The sequence below is a fragment of the Marinitenerispora sediminis genome (assembly GCF_003336425.1).
In the GTDB taxonomy this organism is placed as follows: Bacteria; Actinomycetota; Actinomycetes; order Streptosporangiales; family Streptosporangiaceae; genus Marinitenerispora; species Marinitenerispora sediminis.
Genome location: NZ_QEIO01000053.1, coordinates 1 through 22,364, shown reverse-complemented (window position 1 = coordinate 22,364; position 22,364 = coordinate 1). Strand labels below are relative to the sequence as shown.

Below are 22,364 nucleotides of genomic sequence, written 5' to 3'. Positions count from 1 at the left end.
TGCGGCGGTGCCGGCATCGCCGTCCGCCCAGTTCGCCGGGCGTGGGAGGCTCCCCGGCCCGTGTCACCCCGGCGGGGGCGGCGCCGCGCCGGGGGCGCCCGCCGCGCCGGGGGCGACGTGCTCCGGTCCCTTCCCGTCGGTCGGGGCCCCCGCGCCCGCCCCTCGCACCGACAGCAGGGCCGACCGGCCCATCGTGTGCAGCAGCCGGGCCGTCTCCTCCCGGGGGAGGTCGCCGAGGATGTGCGGCGTGGAGTTGAGCAGGCCGAACGCCGCATGCACGGCCGCCCGAAGCGCGGCGGTCGGAGCCGCCGGGTGCAGCTCGGCGAGAACCTGGACCCACTGCTCCAGGTAGCCGCGCTGCAGGCGGCGGATCCGGCGGCGCTCGTCGGGCGGCACGTTCCCCAACTCGCGGTCGTGCACGGTGATCAGCGCGGGCTCGTCCAGGGCGAAGGCGATGTGGCCGTCCAGCAGCCCGGCCAGGGCCTTCTCGGGATCGGCCGCCGCCGCCACGCGCGCCCGCCCGCCGGCGGCCAGGCGTTCGCTGACGTCCAGCAGCATCGCGGCCAGCAGCGCCTCCTTGCCGGGGAAGTGCCGGTAGAGCGCGGGCCCGGTGGTGCCGACCGCGCGCCCCAGGTCCTCGATCGACACCCCGTGGAAGCCGCGCGCCGCGAACAGGTCGGCCGCGGCCCGCAGGATGGTCACGCGGCGGGACCGCGCCGGACTGCTCGCCATCCGGCCTCCTTCCGGCGCGCGGAAGCCGGCCCCGGCCGCGCGCTGTGATCCTGGACACCGATGTTAGCGACCACTAACATCTGCCATGTTAGCGCCCACTAACACGGCCGCCTCGGCGGCACCACGGAGGGGAAGCCATGAGCGGGGCACCCGTGCTCACCTCGGCGATCGACACGGCAGGCGCGGCGTTCGCCGCCAACGCCGCGGCGAACCGCGCGCTCGCCGCCGAACTGCGCGAGCGGATCGCCACCACCGCGCTTGGCGGTCCCGAGAAGACCCGCATCCGGCACGTGGAGCGCGGCAAGCTGCTGCCCCGCGACCGGGTCGACGCGCTGCTCGATCCCGGGTCCCCGTTCCTGGAGCTCTCCCCGCTCGCCGGCTACGGGATGTACGGCCCCGACGGGCAGGACGCCCCGGCAGCCGGCATCATCACGGGGGTCGGCCGGGTCGACGGCCGCGAGGTCGTGGTGGTGGCCAACGACGCCACCGTCAAGGGCGGCAGCTACTACCCCATGACCGTGAAGAAGCACCTGCGCGCGCAGGAGGTGGCACTGCAGAACCGCCTGCCGTGCGTCTACCTCGCCGACTCCGGGGGCGCGTTCCTGCCCATGCAGGACGACGTCTTTCCGGACCGCGAGCACTTCGGCCGCATCTTCTACAACCAGGCCACGATGTCGCGGCTCGGCATCCCGCAGATCGCGGCGGTGCTCGGCTCCTGCACGGCCGGCGGCGCCTACGTCCCCGCGATGAGCGACGAGGCGGTGATCGTCCGCGACCAGGGCACCATCTTCCTCGGCGGCCCACCGCTGGTGAAGGCCGCCACGGGCGAGGTGGTCAGCGCCGAGGAACTGGGCGGCGGCGACGTGCACGCCCGGATCTCGGGGGTCGCCGACCACCTCGCCGAGAACGACGCGCACGCGCTCGGGATCGTCCGGCAGATCGCGGCCACGCTCGGCCCCCGCCCCGCGCCCGCGTGGGACCGGGTGCCGGCCCGGCCGCCGGCGCTGGACCCCGAGGAGATCTACGGGATCGTCCCCACGGACACCCGCACGCCCTACGACGTCCGGGAGGTCATCGCCCGCGTCGTCGACGCCAGCGAGTTCACGGAGTTCAAGGCCGAGTACGGGCCCACCCTGGTCACCGGGTTCGCGCGCGTCCACGGCCACCCCGTGGGCATCGTGGCCAACAACGGCATCCTCTTCTCGGAGTCCGCGCTGAAGGGCGCGCACTTCATCGAGCTGTGCGACCGCCGCAGCGTCCCGCTGGTCTTCCTGCAGAACATCTCCGGGTTCATGGTGGGCCGCGACTACGAGGCCGGCGGCATCGCCAAGCACGGCGCGAAGATGGTCACCGCCGTGGCCTGCGCCCGCGTCCCCAAGTTCACCGTGGTCATCGGCGGCTCGTTCGGCGCCGGGAACTACAGCATGTGCGGCCGGGCGTACTCGCCCCGGTTCCTGTGGATGTGGCCCAACGCCCGCATCTCGGTGATGGGCGGCGAGCAGGCGGCGTCGGTGCTCGCCACGGTCCGGCGCGACCAGATGGCGGCCCGCGGCGAGGAGTGGGCCGCCGAGGCCGAGGAGGAGTTCAAGGCGCCCATCCGCGCCCAGTACGAGGAGCAGGGCAGCCCGTACTACTCCACGGCGCGGCTCTGGGACGACGGCGTGATCGACCCCGCCGACACCCGTACTGTGCTCGGGCTCGCGCTGGCCGCCGCGCGGCACGCACCGCTGGAGCCGGTCGGCTACGGGGTGTTCCGGATGTGACCGACCGCGCCGCGACGACGACCCCGACCCACCAGCCACGGAGAGAGCGAAGCCGGACATGAGACCGCACCAGGCCAGTCTGTCCGTTCACGCCACGGAGAGCTCGCCCGTCCACGCCGCGGAGAGCTCCTCCGTCCACGCCACGGGGGCTGCCACCACCACCGTTCTCGTGGCCAACCGCGGCGAGATCGCGGTGCGCGTCATGCGCACGCTGCGCCGCCTCGGCATGCGCTCGGTCGCGATCCACACCGCCGCGGACGCCGGGGCGCCCCACGTGCGGGCGGCGGACGTCGCCGTCCAGGTGGGCGACGACGGCGGCGCCTCCGGCTACCTGGACGGCGCGGCCGTCATCGCCGCCGCCCACGCCACCGGCGCGACCATGGTCCACCCGGGCTACGGCTTCCTGTCGGAGAACGCCGCCTTCGCGCGGGACTGCGCGGCAGCCGGCCTGGTGTTCATCGGCCCGCCGCCCGAGGCGATCGAGGCGATGGGCGACAAGATCCGGGCGAAGCGCACGGTGGCCGATGCCGGCGTCCCCCTGCTCCCCGGCTTCGCGGAGCGGGACGGCGCGCCGATGTCCGACGACGAACTGCTGCGGGCCGCCGCCGACGTCGGCTACCCGCTGCTGATCAAGCCGTCGGCGGGCGGCGGCGGCAAGGGCATGCGGCTGGTGCGCGGCCCGGCCGAGCTGCCGGAGGCCGCGGCCGCGGCGCGGCGGGAGGCGCGCGGCGCGTTCGGCTCCGACACACTGCTGGTGGAGCGGTTCGTGGAGCGGCCGCGGCACATCGAGGTGCAGGTGCTCGCCGACGCGCACGGCGCGGTGCTGCACCTGGGCGAGCGCGAGTGCAGCCTGCAGCGCCGCCACCAGAAGATCGTCGAGGAGGCGCCGTCGCCGCTGCTCACCCCGGCGCAGCGCGCCGCCATGGGCGAGGCCGCGGTGGCGGCGGCCAAGGCGTGCGGGTACGTGGGCGCGGGCACGGTGGAGTTCATCGTCGCGAGCGCCCCGGCGGACTCCGGGACCGCGGGGGCCCCACCGGGCGGGACCGGCGGCGGGCACGCCGGTGCGGAGGTCCCGGGGGAACCCCTGCTATGCGTTCCCAGCCACGCAGGCGATGATTCAAGTGAAGCCGACGCCGACCTCACCTCACCGCCACAGGCCCCTTCCCTGTGGACGGATGCCGTCGACTACGCGTTCCTGGAGATGAACACCCGGCTGCAGGTCGAGCACCCGGTCACCGAGGCCGTCGTCACCGTGGGCGGGCACCGCGGGATCGACCTCGTCGAACTCCAGCTCCGGATCGCCATGGGCGAGCCGCTGCCGTTCACCCAGGCCGATGTCGGCCTCGCCGGGCACGCCGTGGAGGCGCGGGTCTACGCCGAGGACCCGGCCCGCGACTTCCTGCCCACCGGCGGGTCGGTGCTGCTGCTGGACGAGCCGCGGGGCGAGGAGGTCCGCGTCGACTCCGGGCTGGCCGAAGGCGCCGTCGTCGGCTCGGCCTACGACCCGATGCTCGCCAAGGTCATCGCGTGGGCGCCGGACCGGTCGGCGGCCCTGCGCCGCCTGGACGCCGCGCTCGGGCGCTACGCGCTACTCGGCTGCACCACCAATGTCGCGTTCCTGCGCGGCCTGCTGCGCGACCCGGAGGTGGCGGCCGGCCGGCTGGACACCGGGCTGACCGAGCGGCTGCGCCCCCGGCTCGCCGGCTCCGGTGACGTGCCCGAGGAGGTGTACGCGGCGGCGGCCCTGGACTGCCAGCTCGCGCTGGAGCCCGCCGGCCCGGTCGCCGACCGGTTCGACGTCCCGGACGGCTGGCGGGTCGGCGGACCGGCGTGGACCCCGTGGCGGCTGCGCGTCCCGGGCGGCGCGCCGGTGACGGTGCGGGTGCGGCGGGACGCCCGCCGGCCGCACCACTACGAGGTGCGGGTCGCCGACGGCCCGGTGGTCGCGGCCACGGCCGCCCGCGCGGCCGGCGGCCGCGCGCTGGACGTGGGCTACGGCGGGCACACCCGGCGGTACGCGCGCGCGGCCCGCGGCGGTGCCGGAGCGGGTGTCGCCCCGCACGAGACCGCCCCCGAGGGCACCCTGTGGCTGGGTGTGGCGGGCGCCGCCTGGCGGATCGCCGAGGAGCCGGCGTTCGCCCCGGCCCGCGCCGCGGCGGCGGCCGGCGACGGCACGCTCCGCAGCCCGATGCCGGGCACCGTCCTCGCCGTACCGGTCGAGCCGGGCGCCCGGGTGAGCGCCGGGGCCCCAGTCGTCGTGGTCGAGGCCATGAAGATGGAGCACGCCGTCGCCGCGCCCGTCGACGGAGTCGTCACCCGGTTGGAGGTCCGACCGGGCCAGGCCGTGGCCATGGACATGATCCTGGCCGTCATCGCCCCCGAGCCGCCGCAGACCCCGGCCGGTCCGCAGGGGGCGTCCGCCACCGCTGAGGAGTGAGCGTCATGGACCACCGACTGGCACCGGAGCACGCGCAACTGCGCCGCACCGTCGAGGAGTTCGCCCGAGACGAGGTCGCGCCCGTGATCGGTGACTTCTACGAACGGGACGCGTTCCCGTACGAGATCGTGGCGAAGATGGGCCGGATGGGGCTGTTCGGGCTCCCGTTCCCCGAGGAGTACGGCGGGATGGGCGGCGACTACTTCGCCCTGTGCCTGGCGCTGGAGGAGTTGGCGCGGGTGGACTCCTCGGTGGCGATCACCCTGGAGGCGGGGGTCTCGCTGGGCGCGATGCCGATCCACCGGTTCGGCAGCGAGGAGCAGAAGAAGACGTGGCTGCCGCGGCTGTGCTCCGGCGAGGCGCTCGGCGCGTTCGGCCTCACCGAGCCGGGCGGCGGCTCCGACGCCTCGGCCACCCGGACCACGGCCGATCTCGTGGACGGCGCGTGGGTGGTCAACGGCACCAAGTCCTTCATCACCAACTCGGGCACCGACATCACCGCGCTGGCCACCGTGACGGCGGTGACCGGACGCCGCCCGGACGGCCGCCCCGAGATCTCGGCGATCCTGGTGCCGTCCGACACCCCGGGCTTCACGGTCGGCCAGAAGTACTCCAAGGTGGGCTGGAACGCCTCCGACACCAACGAACTCGTCTTCACCGACTGCCGGGTCCCCGAGGCCAACCTCGTCGGTCGCCGCGGCGCGGGCTACTCCCAGTTCCTCCGCATCCTGGACGAGGGCCGGATCGCGATCGCCGCGCTGGCGGTCGGCCTGGCGCAGGGCTGCGTGGACGAGTCGCTGCGCTACGCGGCCGAACGCGAGGCGTTCGGCCGGACCATCGGGGGCTACCAGGCCATCCAGTTCAAGATCGCCGACATGGCGGCCCGCGCGCACACCGCCCGGCTGGCCTACTACGACGCCGCGTCCCGGATGCTCGCCGACGAGCCGTTCAAGCGGCAGGCCGCCATCGCCAAGCTGGTGGCCTCCAACGCGGCGATGGACAACGCCCGCGACGCCACCCAGATCTTCGGCGGGTACGGCTTCATGAACGACTACCCGGTGGGCCGCTTCTACCGCGACGCCAAGATCCTGGAGATCGGCGAGGGGACGTCGGAGGTGCAGCGGATGCTCATCGCCCGCGACCTGGGGCTCCCGGCCTGATCCGGGGCAGGCGGCGCCGAGCAGCGGCAGCCGTCCCACGATCTTGTCGACCTTGTTGCGCGGGCCGAGGACGCTGATGCCGCTGTACTCGATCTCGGCCGGGTCCGCCCCGGCCAGGGTCTCCAGGTACCCCTCGTACACCCGGCTGGTCTGGGCCATCCGCGGCATGTCGACGACGAGCAGCCCGTCCTTGCCGGCGGCCTTCTCCCGGATCCGGCGCAGGGTGGCGGCGTCGGCGCCGAGGACGGAGCACCCCGTCCAGGGCAGTCCGGGGTGGCTGTGCCCGGTGGCGTCGGTGCCGTCCGGGCCGAGAATGCCCGGGACCCGGCCGCCCACGGCCGCGGCCAGGCAGCCGGCCGTGTTGGCGGCGAGGCCGGGGGCGAGCGCGGTGTCGATGACCATGACCCACTTGATCCGGGCGACGCGGGTGGAGGCGTCCGGCCGGACGTCGGCCGGGTCGAGCTCGAAGGGGGCGGGGCGGGTCAGCTGGTCGGGCATCCGGTGTTCTCCTCGTTCCTCGGCACGGCGCGCTGGGGGGGCCGGGCGGCGCCGAAGCATCGACGTCGACGGCCGGCGTAGGATCGCGCACGGTGCGGTGATCGCGCTGAACGCTAGTTCGGTATGCGGGCGGAGGAAAGCCGCGCCGAACGAAATTCGGCACGTGAGGGGTTTCGATGGTCCTCGACGAACTCGACCGGGCGATTCTGCGGGAACTGCAGAAGGATGCGCGGATGACCAACCGCGATCTCGCGGCCGCGGTGGGGGTGGCGCCCTCCACCTCGCTGGAGAGGGTGCGGGCGCTCCGGGAGCGGGGGGTCGTGCGCGGCTACCGCGCGGAGGTGAGCCTCGACGCCCTCGGCCGGCACGTGCAGGCGATGATCTCGGTGCGGATCCGGCCGCCGTCCCGGCACAACATCGAGGCGTTCCGCGAGTGGGTCGCACGGCTCCCGGAGACGGTGGGGGTGTTCGTGACGTCGGGCAACAAGGACTTCCTGGTGCACGTGGCCGTGCCCGACACCGACGCGCTGTACGGCTTCGTCATCGACCGGCTCACCCAGCGCCCGGAGGTGGCCGACGTGGAGACCAGCGTGGTCTACGAGCACCTGCGCGCCCCGGCGGTGGAGCCGGTCCGCCCCGGGACCGCCCGCACCCGGCGCCGGCCGGGCGGCGGCTGACGGCCGGCCCGGTCGGAGGCGCACCTATGGGGACGGAGCCATGGGTGCGCCTCTCACGACGATCGGCGACGCCTGCTCGGGGCTACCTCCACGAGGTCTGCCCTCCGGTGGAGGTCGGCTGGCCGGCGGAGGCGGTGTCGCCGACGGTGATGGCGTGCTCCACCAGCCGGATCAGCGTCGCCTTCGTGGAGCCGCGGTCGCGCGCGTCGCACTGCACGATGGGGATGTCCTCGCTGAGCGTGAGCGCGTCGCGGACCTCGGCGGCGTCGTGCGGGTAGTAGGAGTCGAAGCCGTTGATCGCCACGATGAAGGGCAGCCGCGCCTCTTCGAAGTAGTCGATGGCCGGGAAGCAGTCGGCGAGCCGGCGGGTGTCGACCAGGACCACGGCGCCGATCGCGCCCTTGACCAGGTCGTCCCACATGAACCAGAAGCGGTGCTGGCCGGGCGTGCCGAACAGGTAGAGGATGAGGTCGGAGTCGAGCGAGACCCGGCCGAAGTCCATCGCGACCGTGGTGGTCTGCTTGTCCGGCGTCTTCGCCAGGTCGTCGACGCCCACGCTCGCGCTGGTCATGACCGCTTCGGTGGTCAGCGGCACGATCTCGGAGACGGAACCCACGAACGTCGTCTTGCCGACGCCGAAGCCTCCGGCGACGACGATCTTGACCGACGTCATCGCGCTCGCCACAGCACCGCCCTCATCGGCCGGGCTAGAGCTTGCGAAGTCCACTGAGCACCCTTTCAAGCAGGTTGGCGTTGGGCCGGCCTTCGGTGTTGAGCGACGTTCTGATCTGGACCAGGCCCTGCTCCGACATGTCGGCCACGAGCACCCGGGCGACGCCGAGCGGGATCCGCAGCAGGGCGGAGATCTCGGCCACGGAGCGCCACTCCCGGCACAGGTCGCTGATCGCCTGGCACTCGGGCGTCAGCATCCCGAACTCGTTGCGCGCCGTCAGGGTCGTGGAGATCAGCGCCTCCATGGGCAGCTGGGAGCGCGGTTTGGTCCGACCTCGCGTCACCGCGTAGGGGCGCACCAGGGAACTGGGCGCGCCGCTCGCGGCCGGCTGTTGTTGTTGGTCTGGTGGTTGCTGGCCTGTGCGTGGAACATCACCGCCGATCGGACCGTCCGGCACCGCGCGGGGCGCGCCGTCGGGATGCTGTCCGAACCACGAGGCGCTCCCGGCTTCTCTACCGTGAGGTGGTGCCACCACTTCCTCCTGTCGGTGGTGGGTCAGTGGATTCCCGAGGTGCGCGCTGCCGGAGTCAGCGCCCGTCCCGCCCGGTCCACGAGCAGCGTCATCTCGTAGGCGACGAGACCGAGGTCGCATTCGGCGGCGGCCAGCACCGCCAGGCACGACCCGTCGCTGATCGCCATGATCAGCAGCAGGCCGCGCTCCATCTCGACCACGGTCTGCGCGACGGCTCCGCCCTCGAACACCCGGGCGGCGCCCTGGGTCAGGCTGGACAGACCCGACGCGATCGCGGCGAGCTGGTCGGCCCGGTCGGTGGGGAACCCCGCCGAGGCGGCCAGTGGCAGCCCGTCCGCCGATACGACGATCGCGTGCGCGACGTCGGGTACACGGTTGGCGAAGTCAGTGATCAGCCAGTTGAGCTCATTCACCGGTTGATTCATCTGCTCTCCTGTCGGTCCCAGCCTTCGCATGGCCGTGCGGTTCGGAGCCGGCCAAAAGCCAAGATTTCATCGTGAGTGACTTTATTGGGGATCATTGTCCAAGAAGTGCGGATGATGCTAATTCATAGCTCATCCGTGATCTTCGGCGGGCGGTTCGCGCGGATCGCGGATCCGGCGGATCCAGCTACCCCACGCCGGATCCGCGTCCGCGGGCACGTTGGCGGTGCGCACTACTTCTCCTTGGGCCGTCGGTCGCCGGCCTCACTCCGGCCCTGGCGCACCCCCTGCTGGAAACTGGAGAAGCGGTTCCGGACCTGGTCCGCCGAGCGGGCCGGGATCTGCTTGAAATTCTCCGGCACGGGAGCCGTGCCCGGAACAAGGTTTGCCTTGGGAACGCGTTTTGGCAAGCCCGCGGAGGTCAGCCCGCCGGCGAGCGGCTCGGCCGCGGAGCGCGCCGCCTCCCAGCCGCGGTCGGCCTCGGAGTCCCACTTCGGGTCCGCCGCCGCTCCCGTGGCGCGGGGGCGCTCGGTCTCGGATCCGGCACCGCCGGGAGTGGACCACTTCGCCGCGTCCAGGCCGGCCGGGCGGCCGCCGGAGCGCTCCGCGCCGTCCCGCGGCGCCCGGCGCGGGTCGTCCACGATGTTCAGGGGGCCGGTGTCCGGTGCGGTGACGGCCGGCCGGCCGGACCGCCGCCGGAACCAGTTGGACTCGATGGAGTCGAATATCGGCAGCGGCTCGCTGTTGGACTCCGGGCTCGGCGGGACCACCGTGCGGTTGCCGGGCGTGCTGCCGTGCCGCCGGGAGAGGTAGGCGGTGGAGCCGTAGCCCTCGCGGTTCTCCGGCCCGGCGGGGGCGTCGTGCCGCTCCTCGCCCGCGTGCGGCCGCCCGCCGGCGGGCGGCGGGAAGCCGGCGCCGTGGGGCCCGGCGGGTGCGGCCGGGGCGCCCGGCTCCGGGTCCTGGGGCCGCAGCCAGCCGGTGTCGCCCCACAGGTCCTGCCCGCTCGGCGGGTGCTCCGGCGGCGCCTCCTCGCCGCGGCGCGCCTGGCCGTTGCGCTTGGGGAGCCCGGAGGGCGTCTCGCGCTGCCAGGACGGCCGGTCGCCGGCCGCCGGCGCCTGCCACACGTCCGCGGGGTCGGAGGGAGCCGGGTTGGCGGCGAACGCCGCCGTCGCCTCCGCGTAGGTGTCGGGGACGCCGCCGCGCCCGGTGCCCAGGGCCGGCGGCGCGGCGGAGTCCACCGGGCTGATGAGCAGGTCGGCCGGCAGTGCGACGAGCGCGGTCACGCCGCCGTTGTGGGCGGGCCGCAGCCGCACCTGGATCCCGTGCCGGGCGGCCAGGCGGCCGACCACGAACAGGCCCATGCGCCGGGAGACGGCGACGTCGATCACCGGAGGCTTGGCCAGCCGCTCGTTGGCGGCCTCGATCTCCTCCGGGGGCATGCCGATGCCGCTGTCGGAGACCTCGATCATCACCTCGCCGCTCTCCAGCGCGCGGGCGGTGACCGAGACCTGGGTGTCGTGCGCGGAGAAGGAGGTGGCGTTCTCCACCAGCTCGGCCACCAGGTGGATGACGTCGTTGACCGGCCGGCCGAGCACGGAGATGTGCGACGGCGCCCGGACGTTGACCCGCTCGTACTGCTCGACCTCGGAGAGCGCGCCCCGCAGCACGTCGACCAGCGGGATGGGCTGCGCCCACTTGCGCGCGTTGTCCTGCCCGGAGAGGACCAGCAGGTTCTCGTTGTTGCGCCGCATGCGGGTGGCGAGGTGGTCGAGCTGGAAGAGGTCCCCGAGCCGGTCGGAGTCCTGCTCGCTCTGCTCCAGGCCGTCGATCAGCCGGAGCTGCCGCTCCACCAGGGTCTGGCTGCGCCGGGACAGGTTCACGAACATCGCGTTGACGTTGCTGCGCAGCGCGGCCTCGTCGGAGGCCAGCCGGACGGCCACCCGGTGGACCTCGTCGAAGGAGCGCGCGACCTCGCCGATCTCGTCGGAGGAGTCCACCCCGACGGGGGCGACCCGCACCTCCCCCGGTCCGGCGCTGCTCTCCCGCATCCGGGCGATGGCCCGCGGCAGCTCGGTCTCGGCGACGCGCAGCGCGCCCTCGCGCAGTGCCCGCAGCGGCCCGACCATCGAGCGCACGACCAGCAGGGTCATCACCAGGACCGCGGCGAGCAGCGCCAGGATGAACCCGGAGTCCACGAGCGCGTCGCCGCGGGCGCCCGTCTTCAGGTCGGCGGCCTGCCGGCGGACCTCGCCGGACAGCGCGGCCTCGACCTCCTGCATGCGGTCCAGCGACTCGCCGGCCACCTCCAGGTAGTCCGCGGGGGCGTCGCCGGCGGTGAGGCCGGTGAGCGGCTGCCCGGTGTCCACGCGCATCATGACCCGCAGCCGCATGGTCGCCATGCGGTTGACCTCCAGGCCGCTGAAGATGTCGTCGTAGATCTTGCGCTGGTCGACGGTGGCGCTGGCGGTGAAGTTCTGGATCTCGTTCTCGTAGCGCGCCCGGGTGCTCTCGACGGCCTCCTGGATGCCACCGGACATGGTGTTGCGCATCAGCGAGTGCAGCATGAGCGCGGCTTCGTAGGAGAGCTGGTCGCGCGCCTTGCTCAGCGCGGTCATGGCCCGCACGCTCTCGCGCAGCGCGGTGTCGCCGGTGTTCTCGGCGATCGTCTCGTTGAAGCCGATCAGCGTGTTGGTGAGCTGCCGGTACTTCGTGACGGCCGGCAGCACGGTGACACGGGTGTCGGCCACCTCGTTGCGGATCGCCCCGAGGCCGTCGAGAGCGGTCAGCATGCCGCTGAGCCGGTCGCCGGCGAGGTCGGTGCCGGGTTCCCCCAGTTCCAGGGCGCCGGTGCGGACCTCGTTCACCGCCTGGTCGACGACCTGCTGCTGCTCCTCCAGCTCCAGCCGGCGCTGCTGGGAGCGGTTCGCCGGGTTGGGCGACTCGGCGATGTAGGCGGCCGTGAGCAGCCGCTCCCGCCCCAGTTCGTTGGCCAGGTCCACGATGGCCTCGCCGAGCGTGGCCGCCGTCTCGATGCGCTCGTGGGTCAGCGTGTCCTGCACGTTCTCCGTGATGCGCAGCCCGCCCAGCAGCACCGCGGCCACCGTCGGGATGACGATGAGCGCGAGCAGGCGCGAGCGCACCCGCCAGTTGCGCGGCGCCCATCGTTGGGCGCGCCGCCGTGGCGCGCCCTCCGCGGCGTCGCCCTGCGCGGCCAGGCCATCTTGTGTGGCGTCGGCTGCGCCGTTCGTCGCTCGTGTCGACACGGACCCTCGCACCCTTTCGTGTCACCGCCTCCGGGCATATGGACGTGGTCCCTCATGAGGGGTCGCGCGTGGACCGGTGAGGAGACCCAGAGGACCGCGGCGCCCGCCGGTCCGCCGGCGGGGAGGGCTGTCCGTCATCGAAAAAGCAGGAGTACCAGGGGATACCTGGATTTCGGTGCTGGGCTCGCCTCATGAGGGGGGAGAGGCGTCGCGCACCATTAAACCGAAACAGTGCACGTGAGGTCGATAGCGTACCAATGTGGCATGTGGCCGCAGATGCTCACGTTTTGCGCTATTAGCAGAGATCACCACACATCCGGCGTCGCCCCGCCGTTCACGGCGCCCCGCACCCGGCCGTGTCCCGCCGCAGGTCCACGCCCTGGGAGCCAGCCTCCAGGTTTTTCATAACGTTTTGGACACGCCGACGTCGTTACCAGGAGTAACCCCACCGATGTGCGATCGTGATGCCGCCTACGCACGTCTCGGGGGGAGCGTCCGTGCAGCACAGCCACCGAGTGGCCCACCGACCGACCCGGCGGCGCCGGCTCGGCCCGCCGGGCACGGCCGTCCTGCTGGCCCTGGCCGCCGTCCTCGGCGTGGCGGCGCCGGCCGCGGGGGCGGAGGGCGTCCCGGAGACCGGGGAGACCGACCGCGCGCTGCGTACCGCGGCCGGCCGCGCCGAGTCCCTCGGCGCCCTGCGCGCCCGGCTGGCGGAGGTCCGGTCCCGGCTCGACGACCTCCAGGCGGCCTCGGAGGACGCCATCCTCGCCTACCAGGCGCAGGCCGCGCGCCTGGCCGAGGCCGAGGAGGAGCTCACCGCGGCCGAGCGCGTGGCCGAGAGCGCCGCCGCCGCACGCCGGGAGCGCCGCCGAGGCGCGGCCGACTACGCTCGTTCGGCCTACCAGGGCGCGGACCTGAGCATGATGCACGCCTGGACGGAGCCCGCCGGCCCGCAGGAGGTGCTGGAGCGCAGCGGCTACATGCAGCTGCTGGCCGAGCGCCAGGACGCCGTGGTGCTCCGGGCCGACGCCGCGGGCGTCGCCGCCGAGACGCTGCGGCGGCGCGCGCGGGAGGCGCGCGAGGAGCGCCGGCAGGCCACCGACGCCGCCGCCGAGGCCCGCGACGCGGCGCTGCGGGCTCTGGACGAGCAGCGGGACGCGATGGCCGGCATCCTCGGCGAGCAGTCGGAGCTGGAGGCGCGGCTCGCCGCCGCGCGGGAGGACGGCGCCGGGCTGGAGCGCCGGCGGGAACGCGCGCTGCGGCGCGCCGAACGCGCGGCCGACGCGGCAGGTGGGGACAGCGCCTCCGCGGACCCACGCCCGGGATGCGGCGCCGTGGCCCGCGGTTTCCGCAACGGCCGGATACCGGAGTCGGCGCTGTGCCCGCTCCCGCAGCCGGGGGAGATGCTGCGCGCCGACGCCGCGGCGGCCTTCATCCGGCTGGACGGCGCGTTCCGCGAGCGCTTCGGCCGGCCGATGTGCGTCACCGACTCCTACCGGCCGCTCGACGAGCAGGTGGTGCTCTTCCTGCGCAAGCAGCCGGGCATGGCCGCGCGCCCGGGGACCAGCACGCACGGCCTCGGCACCGCGGTGGACCTGTGCGGCGGGGTCGAGCGGTACGGCTCCCCGGAGTACGCGTGGCTGATGGCGAACGCCCCCGCCCACGGCTGGCACAACCCCGCCTGGGCCCAGGGCGGTTTCGAGCCGTGGCACTGGGAGTTCGACGCGGCGCCGTAACGCCGCCTCCGGGGCGCGCGAGCACGGGCTGACCAGCCCCCCGGGCCCCAGGCAGGAACTAGGCGCCCGAGCCCACCCGCAGTTCGTACTCACCGAGGACGCCGCCGTCGATGAACAGCTCCTCCCCCGGTTCCAGCGGGCGGGTGCCGGCCGGCAGCGCGGCCACGATCTCGCCGCGCAGGCCCTCGGCCCAGGCGAGCTTGCCGTCGAGGACGGCCGCTGCGAGCTCGGTGCCGTCGGCCGCGGCCGTCACCGCGAGGTCCGATCCGTCGAACTCGTCGCCGGTCACGATGGCCGGCCCCAGGGTGAGGGCGACGTCCGCGCCCTCCGGTGTCCGCCACAGGCAGGCCAGGCAGTACCCCGCGTGCCGGCCGCCGCCGCCGAACACCGCGGCGACCCCCGGCGCCGCGGAGACCGCCGGCATCCCGGCGGGCAGCATGACGCCGTCGTCGGTACCGCGCACCAGTGCCGGGTCGACCTCGCGCCGCTCCCCCGCGCCGACGACCACCGTGACCGGTGCGCTCGGCCGGACCGGCGGGCAGAGCCGGGTCTCGAACTCCACGATGATCTCGACGGGCGCCGCGAGGGCGCGTTGGTAGGCGTCGGCGAGCGCGTCGCGGTTCTCGGCCAGGAGGGCGGGCACGCTCTCGTGCCCCGGATACCCGAACACGCAGCCGTCATCGACGACACCGGGCCGCTCCGCTCCCCCACTGGGCGACAGATAGGTGACCCAGCGCATGTGTGTACCCCTCCCCGAGGATGAACCGTGCGGGTCGATTATCGCCCCGATCACGGCGTCCCCGGGCGGGAGATGTACAAGTCGCCGGCGAAGGCGCCGCACATGTCGCGCTCCGGACAGGGAAACCCGCGATGTTCGCCGGAGTTCCGGCGGCGGACCGGTCCGGGCGTCAGGCGCCGGCCTGCGCGGGCAGCGCCGAGCCGCCGCCGGCGAGCGGATTGTGCTCCTTGCCGGTTCCGTCGCACATGCGGCACGGCTCCTCGACCCGGATCCAGTCGATCACGCCGCTGCCGTCCCGGTGCGGCATCTCCGGGCGCCACCACCCCGACCCGTCGCAGAACCGGCAGGACCAGTCGTCACGGTCGCACCACTCGCAGGTCTCCAGCTGGCAGCGCTCGCGTGTCCGCCTCACCCGCATTTGCCGGTCCCCCTGCACGTGTCGCAGTCCTCCACGCTGTCCACGAAGACGACGGAACCGTCCGTCTCGCGTCTGGGGCGCTGGTAGGTGATCCTGCCCGTCCCCTTGCAGCGCCCGCACGGCGGCGGCTCCGAGTTGCGCGGCATCGCTCTCCTCCCGTCGCCTCGCTGGAGCCCGCCCAGACTGGCACAGCGCCCGCGCGACCGTCCAGAGGGAGATCTCGGACACCGGTGGCCAGGAGCGGCCGGATCCGCCCAGGTCGCGCCGCGCTTCTCCCACGGCCACCACCACGCGCCGGCCGCCCCCGGGGCCCCGGGCCACCGGCCCTAGCCGGACTCGCGGATGACGAGGTGGGCGTCCAGGACCACGTTCTCCGAGGGTTCCGTGCCGGCCGCCAGGGCGTCGGTGAGCAGCCGGGTCATCTCCCGTCCCATCTGCTCGGTGGGCTGGTGCACCGTGGTGAGCGGCGGATCGGCGTGCAGGGCGAGGGTGGAGTCGTCGTAGCCGACCACCGCCACGTCGTCGGGGACGCGGCGGCCCGCCGCGCGCAGCACCCGCAGCGCGGCGAGCGCCATGGGATCCGACGCGACGAACACCGCGTCCACGTCCGGTGCCGCGCGCAGCAGCCTGCCCATGGCCTCGGCGCCGCTCTCGTAGCTGAAGTCGCCGACCGCCACCAGCTCCGGGTCCAGCCGGTGGCCGGCGTCGCGCAGGGCGTCCCGGTAGCCGCGCAGCCGGTCCACGCCCGCCACCATGTCCTGCGGCCCGGCGACCGTGCCCACCCGGCGCCGCCCGGAGGCGACGAGATGGCGGGTGGCCGCGTAGGCGCCGCCCACGTTGTCGATGTCGACGTAGTGCAGGGGGTGCCGGCTCTGGCCGAGCGGACGGCCGCCGTGCACGCACAGCACGCCGGCCTCGGCGAGCCGGTCCGGGAGCGGGTCGTCGCTGTGCAGCGAGACGATCAGCACACCGTCGACGTGCCGGCCGGTGAGGTACTCGCCCAGCCGCTCGTGGTCGCTGGCCGAGCGCGCCATGGTGAGCATGAGCTGCAGGCCCCGCTCGTCCAGCACCGCGCTGACCCCGCGCACGATGTGGGCGAAGAACGGCTGCTCGAACAGCCGCTCGTCGGGTTCGGACACCACGAGCGCCACGGTGTCCGTGCGCTGGGTGACCAGGGTGCGGGCCGCGTGGTTGGGCACGTAGCCCAACTCCCGTACCGCGTTCAGGACCGCGTCCCGCGTCGCGGGGCTGACCTGCTCCGATCCGTTGATGACACGCGACACGGTGCCCCGTCCCACCCCCGCGTGTTCGGCCACCATCTCCAGTGTCGGCCGCTGCCGCCGACCATTCATCCTCAGCCCACCCCCGTCACGCGTCCCGGCCGCCGGTCCGGCGGCCCTCGGGCTGCCACCAATTGTGGTACACCCGAGGAGGCCGCCGATCTTGGTCGGGGGAATGGTCAGAGGTGGTCGGCAGCGGCCGCGGACGGCGGCGCGGGCAGCTCCCCGCTGCGGGCCACGCCCGCGTACCACCGCCCGCTGTCCTTGACCACCCGGCGCTGGGTCGCGTAGTCGACGTGCACCAGGCCGAACCGCCGGCTGTAGCCCAGCGCCCACTCGAAGTTGTCCAGCAGCGACCAGGCGAAGTAGCCGCGCAGCGGCACACCGTCGGCGATGGCCCGGTGGACGGCCCGCAGGTGCTGGTCGAGGTAGCCGATCCGGTCCGCGTCGTGCACGGCGCCGTCGACGCCCACCTCGTCCTCGTAGGCGGCGCCGTTCTCGGTGACGTAGAGGTCCAGGCCCGGCTGCTCCGCCGCGAGCCGGATGAGGACGTCGTAGAGGCCGCTGGCGTCGACCTCCCACCCCATGGCGGTGCGGGGCAGCCCCTGCAGCACGAACCGGACGTCCTCGCTGCCGACGTAGGTGGCGTCGCCGTCGCCCTCCACCACCGCGGGATCGATGCCGCGCACGTCGCCGGAGACCCACTGCGGGTTGTAGAAGTTGATGCCGAGGTGGTCGATCGGCGCGGACACGGCGGCCAGGTCGCCGTCGCGGACGAACCCGAAGTCGCTGACGCCGGCGACGTCGGCCAGCACGTCCGCCGGGTAGCGCCCGTGCAGCACCGGGTCGGTGAAGATCCGGTTGCGCAGGCCGTCGATCCGCCGCACGGCGTCGAGGTCGGCCGGGCTGGCGGTGTGCGGGCGCAGCACCGTCTGGTTGTGGACGAGCCCCACCCGGTGCGGCCGCCCGTCGGCGGTGCGCCCGCCGCGGATCTCCGCGGCCGCCAGCCCGTGCCCGAGCAGCAGGTGGTGGACGGCGGCCAGCGCGGCGGCGGGCTCGCGGCGCCCGGGGGCGTGCACGCCCTGCGCGTAGCCGAGGAACGCCGAGCACCACGGCTCGTTCAGCGTGTTCCAGGTGGCCACCCGGTCGCCGAGCGCGTCGCGCACAGCGACGGCGTACTCCGCGAACCGCAGGGCGGTGTCGCGGTGCGGCCAGCCGCCCGCGTCCTCCAGCGCCTGCGGCAGGTCCCAGTGGTACAGGGTCGGCCACGGCTCGATGCCGGCCTCCAGCAGCGCGTCCACCAGGCGGTCGTAGAAGGCGAGCCCGGCCGGGTTGAGGGCGCCGGCGCCGTCGGGGCGCACCCGCGGCCACGCGACCGAGAACCGGTAGGCGCCGAGCCCGAGCTCGCCCATGAGGGCGATGTCCTCGCGGTAGCGGCGGTAGTGCTCGGTGGCGGGTTCCCCGGTATCGCCGCCGACCACCGCGCCGGGGGTGGCCGCGAAGGTGTCCCAGATGCTCGGTCCGCGGCCGTCGGCGGTCGTGGCGCCCTCGATCTGGAACGACGCCGTGGCGGCGCCCCAGACGAAGCCGGCCGGGAACCGCGTGGGCGCCCCCTCGGCTGGCAGTTCCGCGGGGACCGCGCCCGTGGCGGTGCCGCCGGGGGACGCGGGGGACTGTCGTGGAGTCACGCTTTGATCGCACCTTCCATGATCCGGCCGACCAGCTGGCGGCCGAGGACGACGAAAATGATCAGCAGCGGCAGGGTGGCGAACGCCGCACCGGTGAACATCAGCGCGAAGTCGCGCGAGAAGGCCGACAGGTTGAGCTGGTTGATGGAGTACTGCACGGTCGGGTTGGCCGGCGTGAGCACCGCGAGCGCCCAGATGAACTCGTTCCACACGGTCATGAAGGTCAGCAGGCCCAGCACCACCATGGCCGGCCGGAGCGCGGGCAGCACGACGCTCCAGTAGATCCGGAAGGTGGAGCAGCCGTCGATCCGCGCGGCCTCCAGCAGCTCGTCGGGGATGGTCTGCTGCACGTACTGCCGCATCATGAACACCCCGAATCCGCTGACCATGAACGGGACGATCACCGCCTGCAGCTCGCCCCGCCACCCCAGCCATTCCATCAGCATGAGCAGCGGGATCACACCGACCTGCACCGGGACCGCCATCGTCACGACGACCGCGGCCGTGAATCCGGCCCGGCCGCGGAACCGCAGCTTGCCCAGGGCGAACCCGGCCAGCGAGCAGAACAGCACGACCGAGACCGCCACGGTGGTGGCGGCGATCAGCGAGTTCATCAGACCGGTGGTGAAGTTCGCCGTGCTGTTGGCGAACAGCCGTTCCATGTTGAGGCCGAGGTTGGGCCCGGGCAGCAGGGACGGCGGGCGGGCGGACGCGGCGGCGGAGTCGCGGGTGGCCACCACGAACATCCACCACAGCGGGAACACCGACAGGACCAGGGTGAGCACGAGCGCGGCGTAGGTCAGCGGGGTCGCCTCGCGCATTCCGCCGGAGCGGCGGCGGGTCCGCGCCCGCGGCGGTGAGGGCCGGCGCGCGGCCGCCGGCACGGCGGCGCTACCGGTGGTACTGGCGGTCATGTGGCGCTCCGAATCCGGCTGGTCACCAGGACGTTGAGGAGGGAGAACAGCACGATCAGCAGGAACAGCATCCAGGCGATGGCCGAGCCGTAGCCGTAGTTGCCGTACCGGAACGCCTCCTGGTAGACGAGCATCATCACGGTCTGGAACTGGCTCTGGGTGCCCCCGTTCATGGCGCCGTCGGTCCCGAAGACGGCGGGTTCGGTGAACAGCTGCATCTGGCCGATGGTGGCGATGATGACGGTGAAGATGATCGTCGGGCGCAGCAGCGGGATGGTGATCTGCCAGAACTGGCGCAGCCGGCTCGCGCCGTCGATGGCCGCCGCCTCGTACACGTCCCGCGGCACCGCCTGCATGGCGGCGAGGTAGATCAGCGCGTTGTAGCCGGTCCAGCGCCAGTCGATCATGACGGCGATCGCCACCCAGGAGGCGTACTTCTCGCCCCGCCAGTCCACCGGATCGACCCCGGCGAGTTCCAGCAGGTAGTTGACCATGCCGAACTGGGGGCCGAACAGCTGCCCGAACACGATGGCCACCGCGGCGATGGAGGTCACGTAGGGCAGGATGAGGCCGATGCGGAAGAAGCCGCTCCAGCGCAGCCGGCGGTTCAGCAGGTCGGCGAGGAGCAGCGCCATGAGCAGCTGCGGCACGACCGCGATGGCGAAGATGCCGATGGTGTTGTAGAGGGCGTTCCAGAACTTGCCGTCGGTGGCCAGCCGCACGTAGTTGTCCAGCCCGACGAAGCCCTCGTTCCCGCCGATGAGGCTCCACTCGTGCAGGGAGACCCACACCGTGTACAGCAGCGGGAACAGGCCGAAGACCCCGAACAGCAGGAAGAACGGGGCGATGAAGAGGTAGGGCGATCCCTTGGCGTCCAGCCGGCCGGCGAGGGCGCGGCGGCGCTCCCGGGCGTCGTCGCCGGTGGTGGGCCGGCCGCGCCCGGCGCCCGGCGGCGGGCCGGGGGGCGCCCCGGGTCCGCCGCGATCCAGTGTGGTCACGTCACGCGCTCCTGGGTTGGTCTCATGGATGGGGCGGCCCGGCCCCCCGTACGCGGCGCACGGCCGCGCACAGCGGGGACGGGAGGGCGGGGAGCCGGGCCGCCGGCTGCGGGTCCGGCGGCTCAGCCCTCGCCGGCCGCGCGCTCCGCCTCCTCGGCGGCGCGCTGCCACCCCTCGTCGGGGCTGGCCTGTCCCTGCTCGACCGACTCCAGGGCGGCGCGGAAGGCGTCGTCGATGGCCTGGTTGTCCGGACCGAAGTAGACCGGCTCCAGCTCACGGGCGCTGGCCCCGTAGATCTGGCCGACGGGCGCGTCGTTGAAGTAGGGGCGGGTGAACTCCTGGACGTCGGCGCTGTCGATGGCCTCCTCGGAGGAGGGCAGGTTGTTGGCGGCGTTCCAGGCGGCGAGCTGGCCTTCGGGGCTGCTCAGCAGGATGGCGAGCTCCGCGGCGAGCTCCGGGTGCTCGCTCTGCGTGGGGACGGACAGGAAGGAGCCGCCCCAGTTGCCGCCGCCGCCGGGCACCGCGGCGACGTCCCACCTGCCGTTGCCGGCGTCGCCGGCGGTGCTCTCGATGTGGCCGAGCATCCACGCGGGGCAAGGCAGCGTGGCGAAGGTGTTGTTCTGGATGCCGGCGTTCCACTCGTCGGACCAGAGGGGCAGGTTGGCCGAGAGCCCCGCCTCCGCCATCGAGGTCACGGTCTCCCAGGAGCCGCGGACGGCGGGGTTGGTCTCGATGACCAGCTCGCCCTCGGTGTTCTGGTAGGTGTGGTCGCCCTCCTGGGCCTTGAGCACGTTGAAGTAGGGGAAGATCGTGGAGACGAACGACGCCCCGGTGTCGGCCTCCTGGAACTGCTGGCCCGTCTCGATGAAGTCCTCCCACGTGGGCCAGAGCTCGCCGACCTCCTCGCGGTCGGTGGGCAGCCCGGCGTCGCGGAAGAGCTCGACGTTGTAGCACATCGCCATGCTGCCGATGTCGGTGCCCAGGCCGATCAGCCGGCCGTCTGTGGTGTGCCCCTGCTCCCACTTCCAGGGCAGGAAGTTCGCCTCCAGCTCGGCGCCGCCGTGCTCGTTGAGGTCCACGAAGCGGTCGGCCTGCTGGAGGAACTGGACGAGGATGCCCTCCTCGACCGCCACGACGTCGCCGGCGCCGCTGCCGGCCGCGATGTTCTGCTGCAGCTGGGGGGTGTAGTCGGCGAGGTCCGTGATGTTGCGCTCCTCGATGGTGACCCCAGGGTTCTCCTCCTCGAAGCGCTGGTACAGCTCTTCGTAGCCGAACACACCAAAGGTGTCGACGACGAGGGTGACCTCGCCGTCGGCCTCCCCGGATCCGCCGCCGCACGCGGTGGCGGCCAGCAGCACTCCGGCGCCGGCCGCCGCGATGGCGGCCCGCCAGCCGGGACGTAGCAGGTTCTGCATCTCGACCCCTGTTCCAGACATGGTTGACGACGCGTCGCTCGCCAACTAGATCGTTGATGGGATTTTGTTGAACCGGCTGCGGGCATGGCGAAGGGCGCCCACGATCGATGTGTGACCAACAACCTGGACGCCCTTCTCACCGCACTCTACGTCCATCTTGACGACCACGTCCTGCCTTCAGGACAGTCGATGCGAACACGCGGACCCGCGCGGCTGCTCACCGACGCCGAGCTGGTCTGCGTGGCCGTGGCCCAAGTCCTGCTGGGATGCGATTCCGAACGCCGGTGGCTGCGGACGGCCCCCGGCAGGATCGGCCACCTCTTCCCCCGCCTCCCCGGTCAATCGGAGTACAACCGGCACCTGCGCGCTCTGGCTCCCGTGCTCTTCGCGGTCGCGATGTGGCTGGCCCGCGCCACACCCACCTACCAGGAGAAACTCCGGCTGATGGACGGCACCCCGGTGCGCTGCGGAGCCTCCCGCGTGACCGTGAACCGATCCGGCCTGGGCGAGATCGCCGGCTACGGCATGGACAAGTCCCACCACGCCTTCTACTGGGGAGCCAAGCTCCTGCTCATCACCACCCCAGACGGTGCCGTATGCGCATTCTCCCTGGCCAACCCCAAAGAGCTGGACGAACGCAAGCAAGCCCTGCACCTGCTCCACGTGCAGCAGTGCGCACCGGGGCCGTGCCCGATCGTGGGCGACAAGGGGTTCGCCGGGGCCGGGATCGAGAAGGCCGCCGCCGCCTTGGGCCACGTACTCATCCGCCCGGTACGCCGCGACGAGGACGTCCCCGGTATCTTCCCCGGCTGGCTGCGCCAGCGCATCGAGGCGGTCATCTGGACCCTGAAGAACCAGCTCGGCCTGGAACGCCACGCCGCACGCACCCAGGAAGGACTCTGGGCCCGCACCTGCCAGCGCATCCTCGCCCTCAACGCCGCGATCTGGCACAACTGGCTGATCGGAGCGCCGGTCAAACGCTCGCTCGTGGCTTACGACCATTGAGGAACCCCCATCAA

The 22,364-nt window shown here is 73.3% G+C and carries 18 protein-coding genes and 1 pseudogene; 6 read left to right on the top strand and 13 right to left on the bottom strand.

Annotated features, from left to right (window positions below; genetic code table 11):
- Window positions 1-63: 63 nt before the first annotated feature.
- Window positions 64-732, bottom strand: a complete 669-nt coding sequence (locus tag DEF28_RS12530) for an SACE_7040 family transcriptional regulator (RefSeq protein ID WP_114396892.1) — start codon at window positions 730-732, stop codon at window positions 64-66.
- 152 nt (window positions 733-884) lie between these two features.
- On the opposite strand from DEF28_RS12530, the gene DEF28_RS12525 reads away from it, so the two are divergent.
- The 3 genes from DEF28_RS12525 (at window position 885) to DEF28_RS12515 (ending at window position 6,092) form a co-directional block, all read left to right on the top strand.
- Window positions 885-2,495 carry a carboxyl transferase domain-containing protein gene (locus tag DEF28_RS12525; protein ID WP_114396903.1) on the top strand — a complete coding sequence of 537 codons (1,611 nt, stop codon included), beginning with the start codon at window positions 885-887 and terminating at the stop codon, window positions 2,493-2,495.
- Between the two features lie 202 nt (window positions 2,496-2,697).
- A complete protein-coding gene (locus DEF28_RS12520) occupies window positions 2,698-4,932 on the top strand; it encodes an acetyl/propionyl/methylcrotonyl-CoA carboxylase subunit alpha (protein WP_233515270.1) in 2,235 nt (744 codons plus the stop codon).
- Window positions 4,933-4,937: 5 nt separating this feature from the next.
- Window positions 4,938-6,092, top strand: a complete 1,155-nt coding sequence (locus tag DEF28_RS12515) for an acyl-CoA dehydrogenase family protein (protein WP_114396893.1) — start codon at window positions 4,938-4,940, stop codon at window positions 6,090-6,092.
- Window positions 6,093-6,122: 30 nt separating this feature from the next.
- Here DEF28_RS12515 and DEF28_RS12510 read toward each other — a convergent pair.
- Window positions 6,123-6,494 (bottom strand): annotated as a pseudogene (locus DEF28_RS12510) (DUF2000 domain-containing protein); the annotation flags it as partial.
- A 272-nt stretch (window positions 6,495-6,766) separates the two neighbouring features.
- On the opposite strand from DEF28_RS12510, the gene DEF28_RS12505 reads away from it, so the two are divergent.
- Complete coding sequence (locus DEF28_RS12505; RefSeq protein ID WP_114396895.1) at window positions 6,767-7,267, top strand: Lrp/AsnC family transcriptional regulator; 501 nt, start codon at window positions 6,767-6,769, stop codon at window positions 7,265-7,267.
- Window positions 7,268-7,349: 82 nt separating this feature from the next.
- On the opposite strand, the gene DEF28_RS12500 is transcribed toward DEF28_RS12505, so the two are convergent.
- The 4 genes from DEF28_RS12500 to DEF28_RS12485 form a co-directional block, all read right to left on the bottom strand.
- Window positions 7,350-7,940, bottom strand: coding sequence for a GTP-binding protein (locus DEF28_RS12500; RefSeq protein WP_114396905.1), 591 nt, complete (start codon window positions 7,938-7,940; stop codon window positions 7,350-7,352).
- Between the two features lie 34 nt (window positions 7,941-7,974).
- Window positions 7,975-8,475: a DUF742 domain-containing protein gene (locus DEF28_RS28405; RefSeq protein WP_233515265.1), complete on the bottom strand. Its 501-nt coding sequence runs from the start codon at window positions 8,473-8,475 to the stop codon at window positions 7,975-7,977.
- 20 nt (window positions 8,476-8,495) lie between these two features.
- Window positions 8,496-8,897: a roadblock/LC7 domain-containing protein gene (locus DEF28_RS12490; RefSeq protein WP_114396897.1), complete on the bottom strand. Its 402-nt coding sequence runs from the start codon at window positions 8,895-8,897 to the stop codon at window positions 8,496-8,498.
- A gap of 230 nt (window positions 8,898-9,127) precedes the next feature.
- A complete protein-coding gene (locus tag DEF28_RS12485) occupies window positions 9,128-12,157 on the bottom strand; it encodes a sensor histidine kinase (RefSeq protein WP_114446145.1) in 3,030 nt (1,009 codons plus the stop codon).
- Between the two features lie 515 nt (window positions 12,158-12,672).
- Between DEF28_RS12485 and DEF28_RS12480 the strand changes: the two genes are divergently transcribed.
- Window positions 12,673-13,893 (top strand): M15 family metallopeptidase, encoded by a 1,221-nt coding sequence (locus tag DEF28_RS12480; protein WP_233515264.1) that lies wholly within the window; start codon window positions 12,673-12,675, stop codon window positions 13,891-13,893.
- 58 nt (window positions 13,894-13,951) lie between these two features.
- On the opposite strand, the gene DEF28_RS12475 is transcribed toward DEF28_RS12480, so the two are convergent.
- The 7 genes from DEF28_RS12475 to DEF28_RS12445 all read right to left on the bottom strand — a co-directional run bounded on the left by DEF28_RS12475 (window position 13,952) and on the right by DEF28_RS12445 (window position 21,366).
- On the bottom strand, window positions 13,952-14,632 hold the full coding sequence (locus DEF28_RS12475; RefSeq protein WP_114399939.1) for a hypothetical protein: 681 nt from the start codon (window positions 14,630-14,632) through the stop codon (window positions 13,952-13,954).
- Window positions 14,633-14,801: 169 nt separating this feature from the next.
- The gene (locus tag DEF28_RS12470) at window positions 14,802-15,050 is read right to left on the bottom strand and encodes a hypothetical protein (protein WP_114399940.1); all 249 of its coding nucleotides are present in this window, start codon (window positions 15,048-15,050) and stop codon (window positions 14,802-14,804) included.
- Between the two features lie 326 nt (window positions 15,051-15,376).
- On the bottom strand, window positions 15,377-16,402 hold the full coding sequence (locus tag DEF28_RS12465) for a LacI family DNA-binding transcriptional regulator (RefSeq protein WP_181874412.1): 1,026 nt from the start codon (window positions 16,400-16,402) through the stop codon (window positions 15,377-15,379).
- Between the two features lie 107 nt (window positions 16,403-16,509).
- The gene (locus DEF28_RS12460; protein WP_114399946.1) at window positions 16,510-17,955 is read right to left on the bottom strand and encodes a GH1 family beta-glucosidase; all 1,446 of its coding nucleotides are present in this window, start codon (window positions 17,953-17,955) and stop codon (window positions 16,510-16,512) included.
- Between the two features lie 59 nt (window positions 17,956-18,014).
- Window positions 18,015-18,932, bottom strand: coding sequence for a carbohydrate ABC transporter permease (locus DEF28_RS12455; protein ID WP_114399941.1), 918 nt, complete (start codon window positions 18,930-18,932; stop codon window positions 18,015-18,017).
- Window positions 18,929-19,930, bottom strand: a complete 1,002-nt coding sequence (locus DEF28_RS12450) for a carbohydrate ABC transporter permease (protein WP_114399942.1) — start codon at window positions 19,928-19,930, stop codon at window positions 18,929-18,931. Before DEF28_RS12450 ends, DEF28_RS12455 begins: the two co-directional genes overlap by 4 nt.
- 122 nt (window positions 19,931-20,052) lie before the next feature.
- Complete coding sequence (locus DEF28_RS12445) at window positions 20,053-21,366, bottom strand: ABC transporter substrate-binding protein (protein WP_233515263.1); 1,314 nt, start codon at window positions 21,364-21,366, stop codon at window positions 20,053-20,055.
- 90 nt (window positions 21,367-21,456) lie between these two features.
- On the opposite strand from DEF28_RS12445, the gene DEF28_RS12440 reads away from it, so the two are divergent.
- On the top strand, window positions 21,457-22,350 hold the full coding sequence (locus tag DEF28_RS12440; RefSeq protein WP_114400938.1) for a transposase: 894 nt from the start codon (window positions 21,457-21,459) through the stop codon (window positions 22,348-22,350).
- The last annotated feature ends 14 nt before the right edge of the window (window positions 22,351-22,364 follow it).

Coding starts and splice junctions, on each gene's coding strand:
- DEF28_RS12530 (WP_114396892.1), bottom strand. CDS start 732: ATGGCGAGCAGTCCGGCGCGGTCCCGCCGCGTGACCATCCTGCGGGCC.
- DEF28_RS12520 (WP_233515270.1), top strand. CDS start 2,698: ATGCGCACGCTGCGCCGCCTCGGCATGCGCTCGGTCGCGATCCACACC.
- DEF28_RS12515 (WP_114396893.1), top strand. CDS start 4,938: ATGGACCACCGACTGGCACCGGAGCACGCGCAACTGCGCCGCACCGTC.
- DEF28_RS12505 (WP_114396895.1), top strand. CDS start 6,767: ATGGTCCTCGACGAACTCGACCGGGCGATTCTGCGGGAACTGCAGAAG.
- DEF28_RS12500 (WP_114396905.1), bottom strand. CDS start 7,940: ATGACGTCGGTCAAGATCGTCGTCGCCGGAGGCTTCGGCGTCGGCAAG.
- DEF28_RS12490 (WP_114396897.1), bottom strand. CDS start 8,897: ATGAATCAACCGGTGAATGAGCTCAACTGGCTGATCACTGACTTCGCC.
- DEF28_RS12475 (WP_114399939.1), bottom strand. CDS start 14,632: ATGCGCTGGGTCACCTATCTGTCGCCCAGTGGGGGAGCGGAGCGGCCC.
- DEF28_RS12470 (WP_114399940.1), bottom strand. CDS start 15,050: ATGCGGGTGAGGCGGACACGCGAGCGCTGCCAGCTGGAGACCTGCGAG.
- DEF28_RS12465 (WP_181874412.1), bottom strand. CDS start 16,402: ATGAATGGTCGGCGGCAGCGGCCGACACTGGAGATGGTGGCCGAACAC.
- DEF28_RS12455 (WP_114399941.1), bottom strand. CDS start 18,932: ATGACCGCCAGTACCACCGGTAGCGCCGCCGTGCCGGCGGCCGCGCGC.
- DEF28_RS12445 (WP_233515263.1), bottom strand. CDS start 21,366: ATGTCTGGAACAGGGGTCGAGATGCAGAACCTGCTACGTCCCGGCTGG.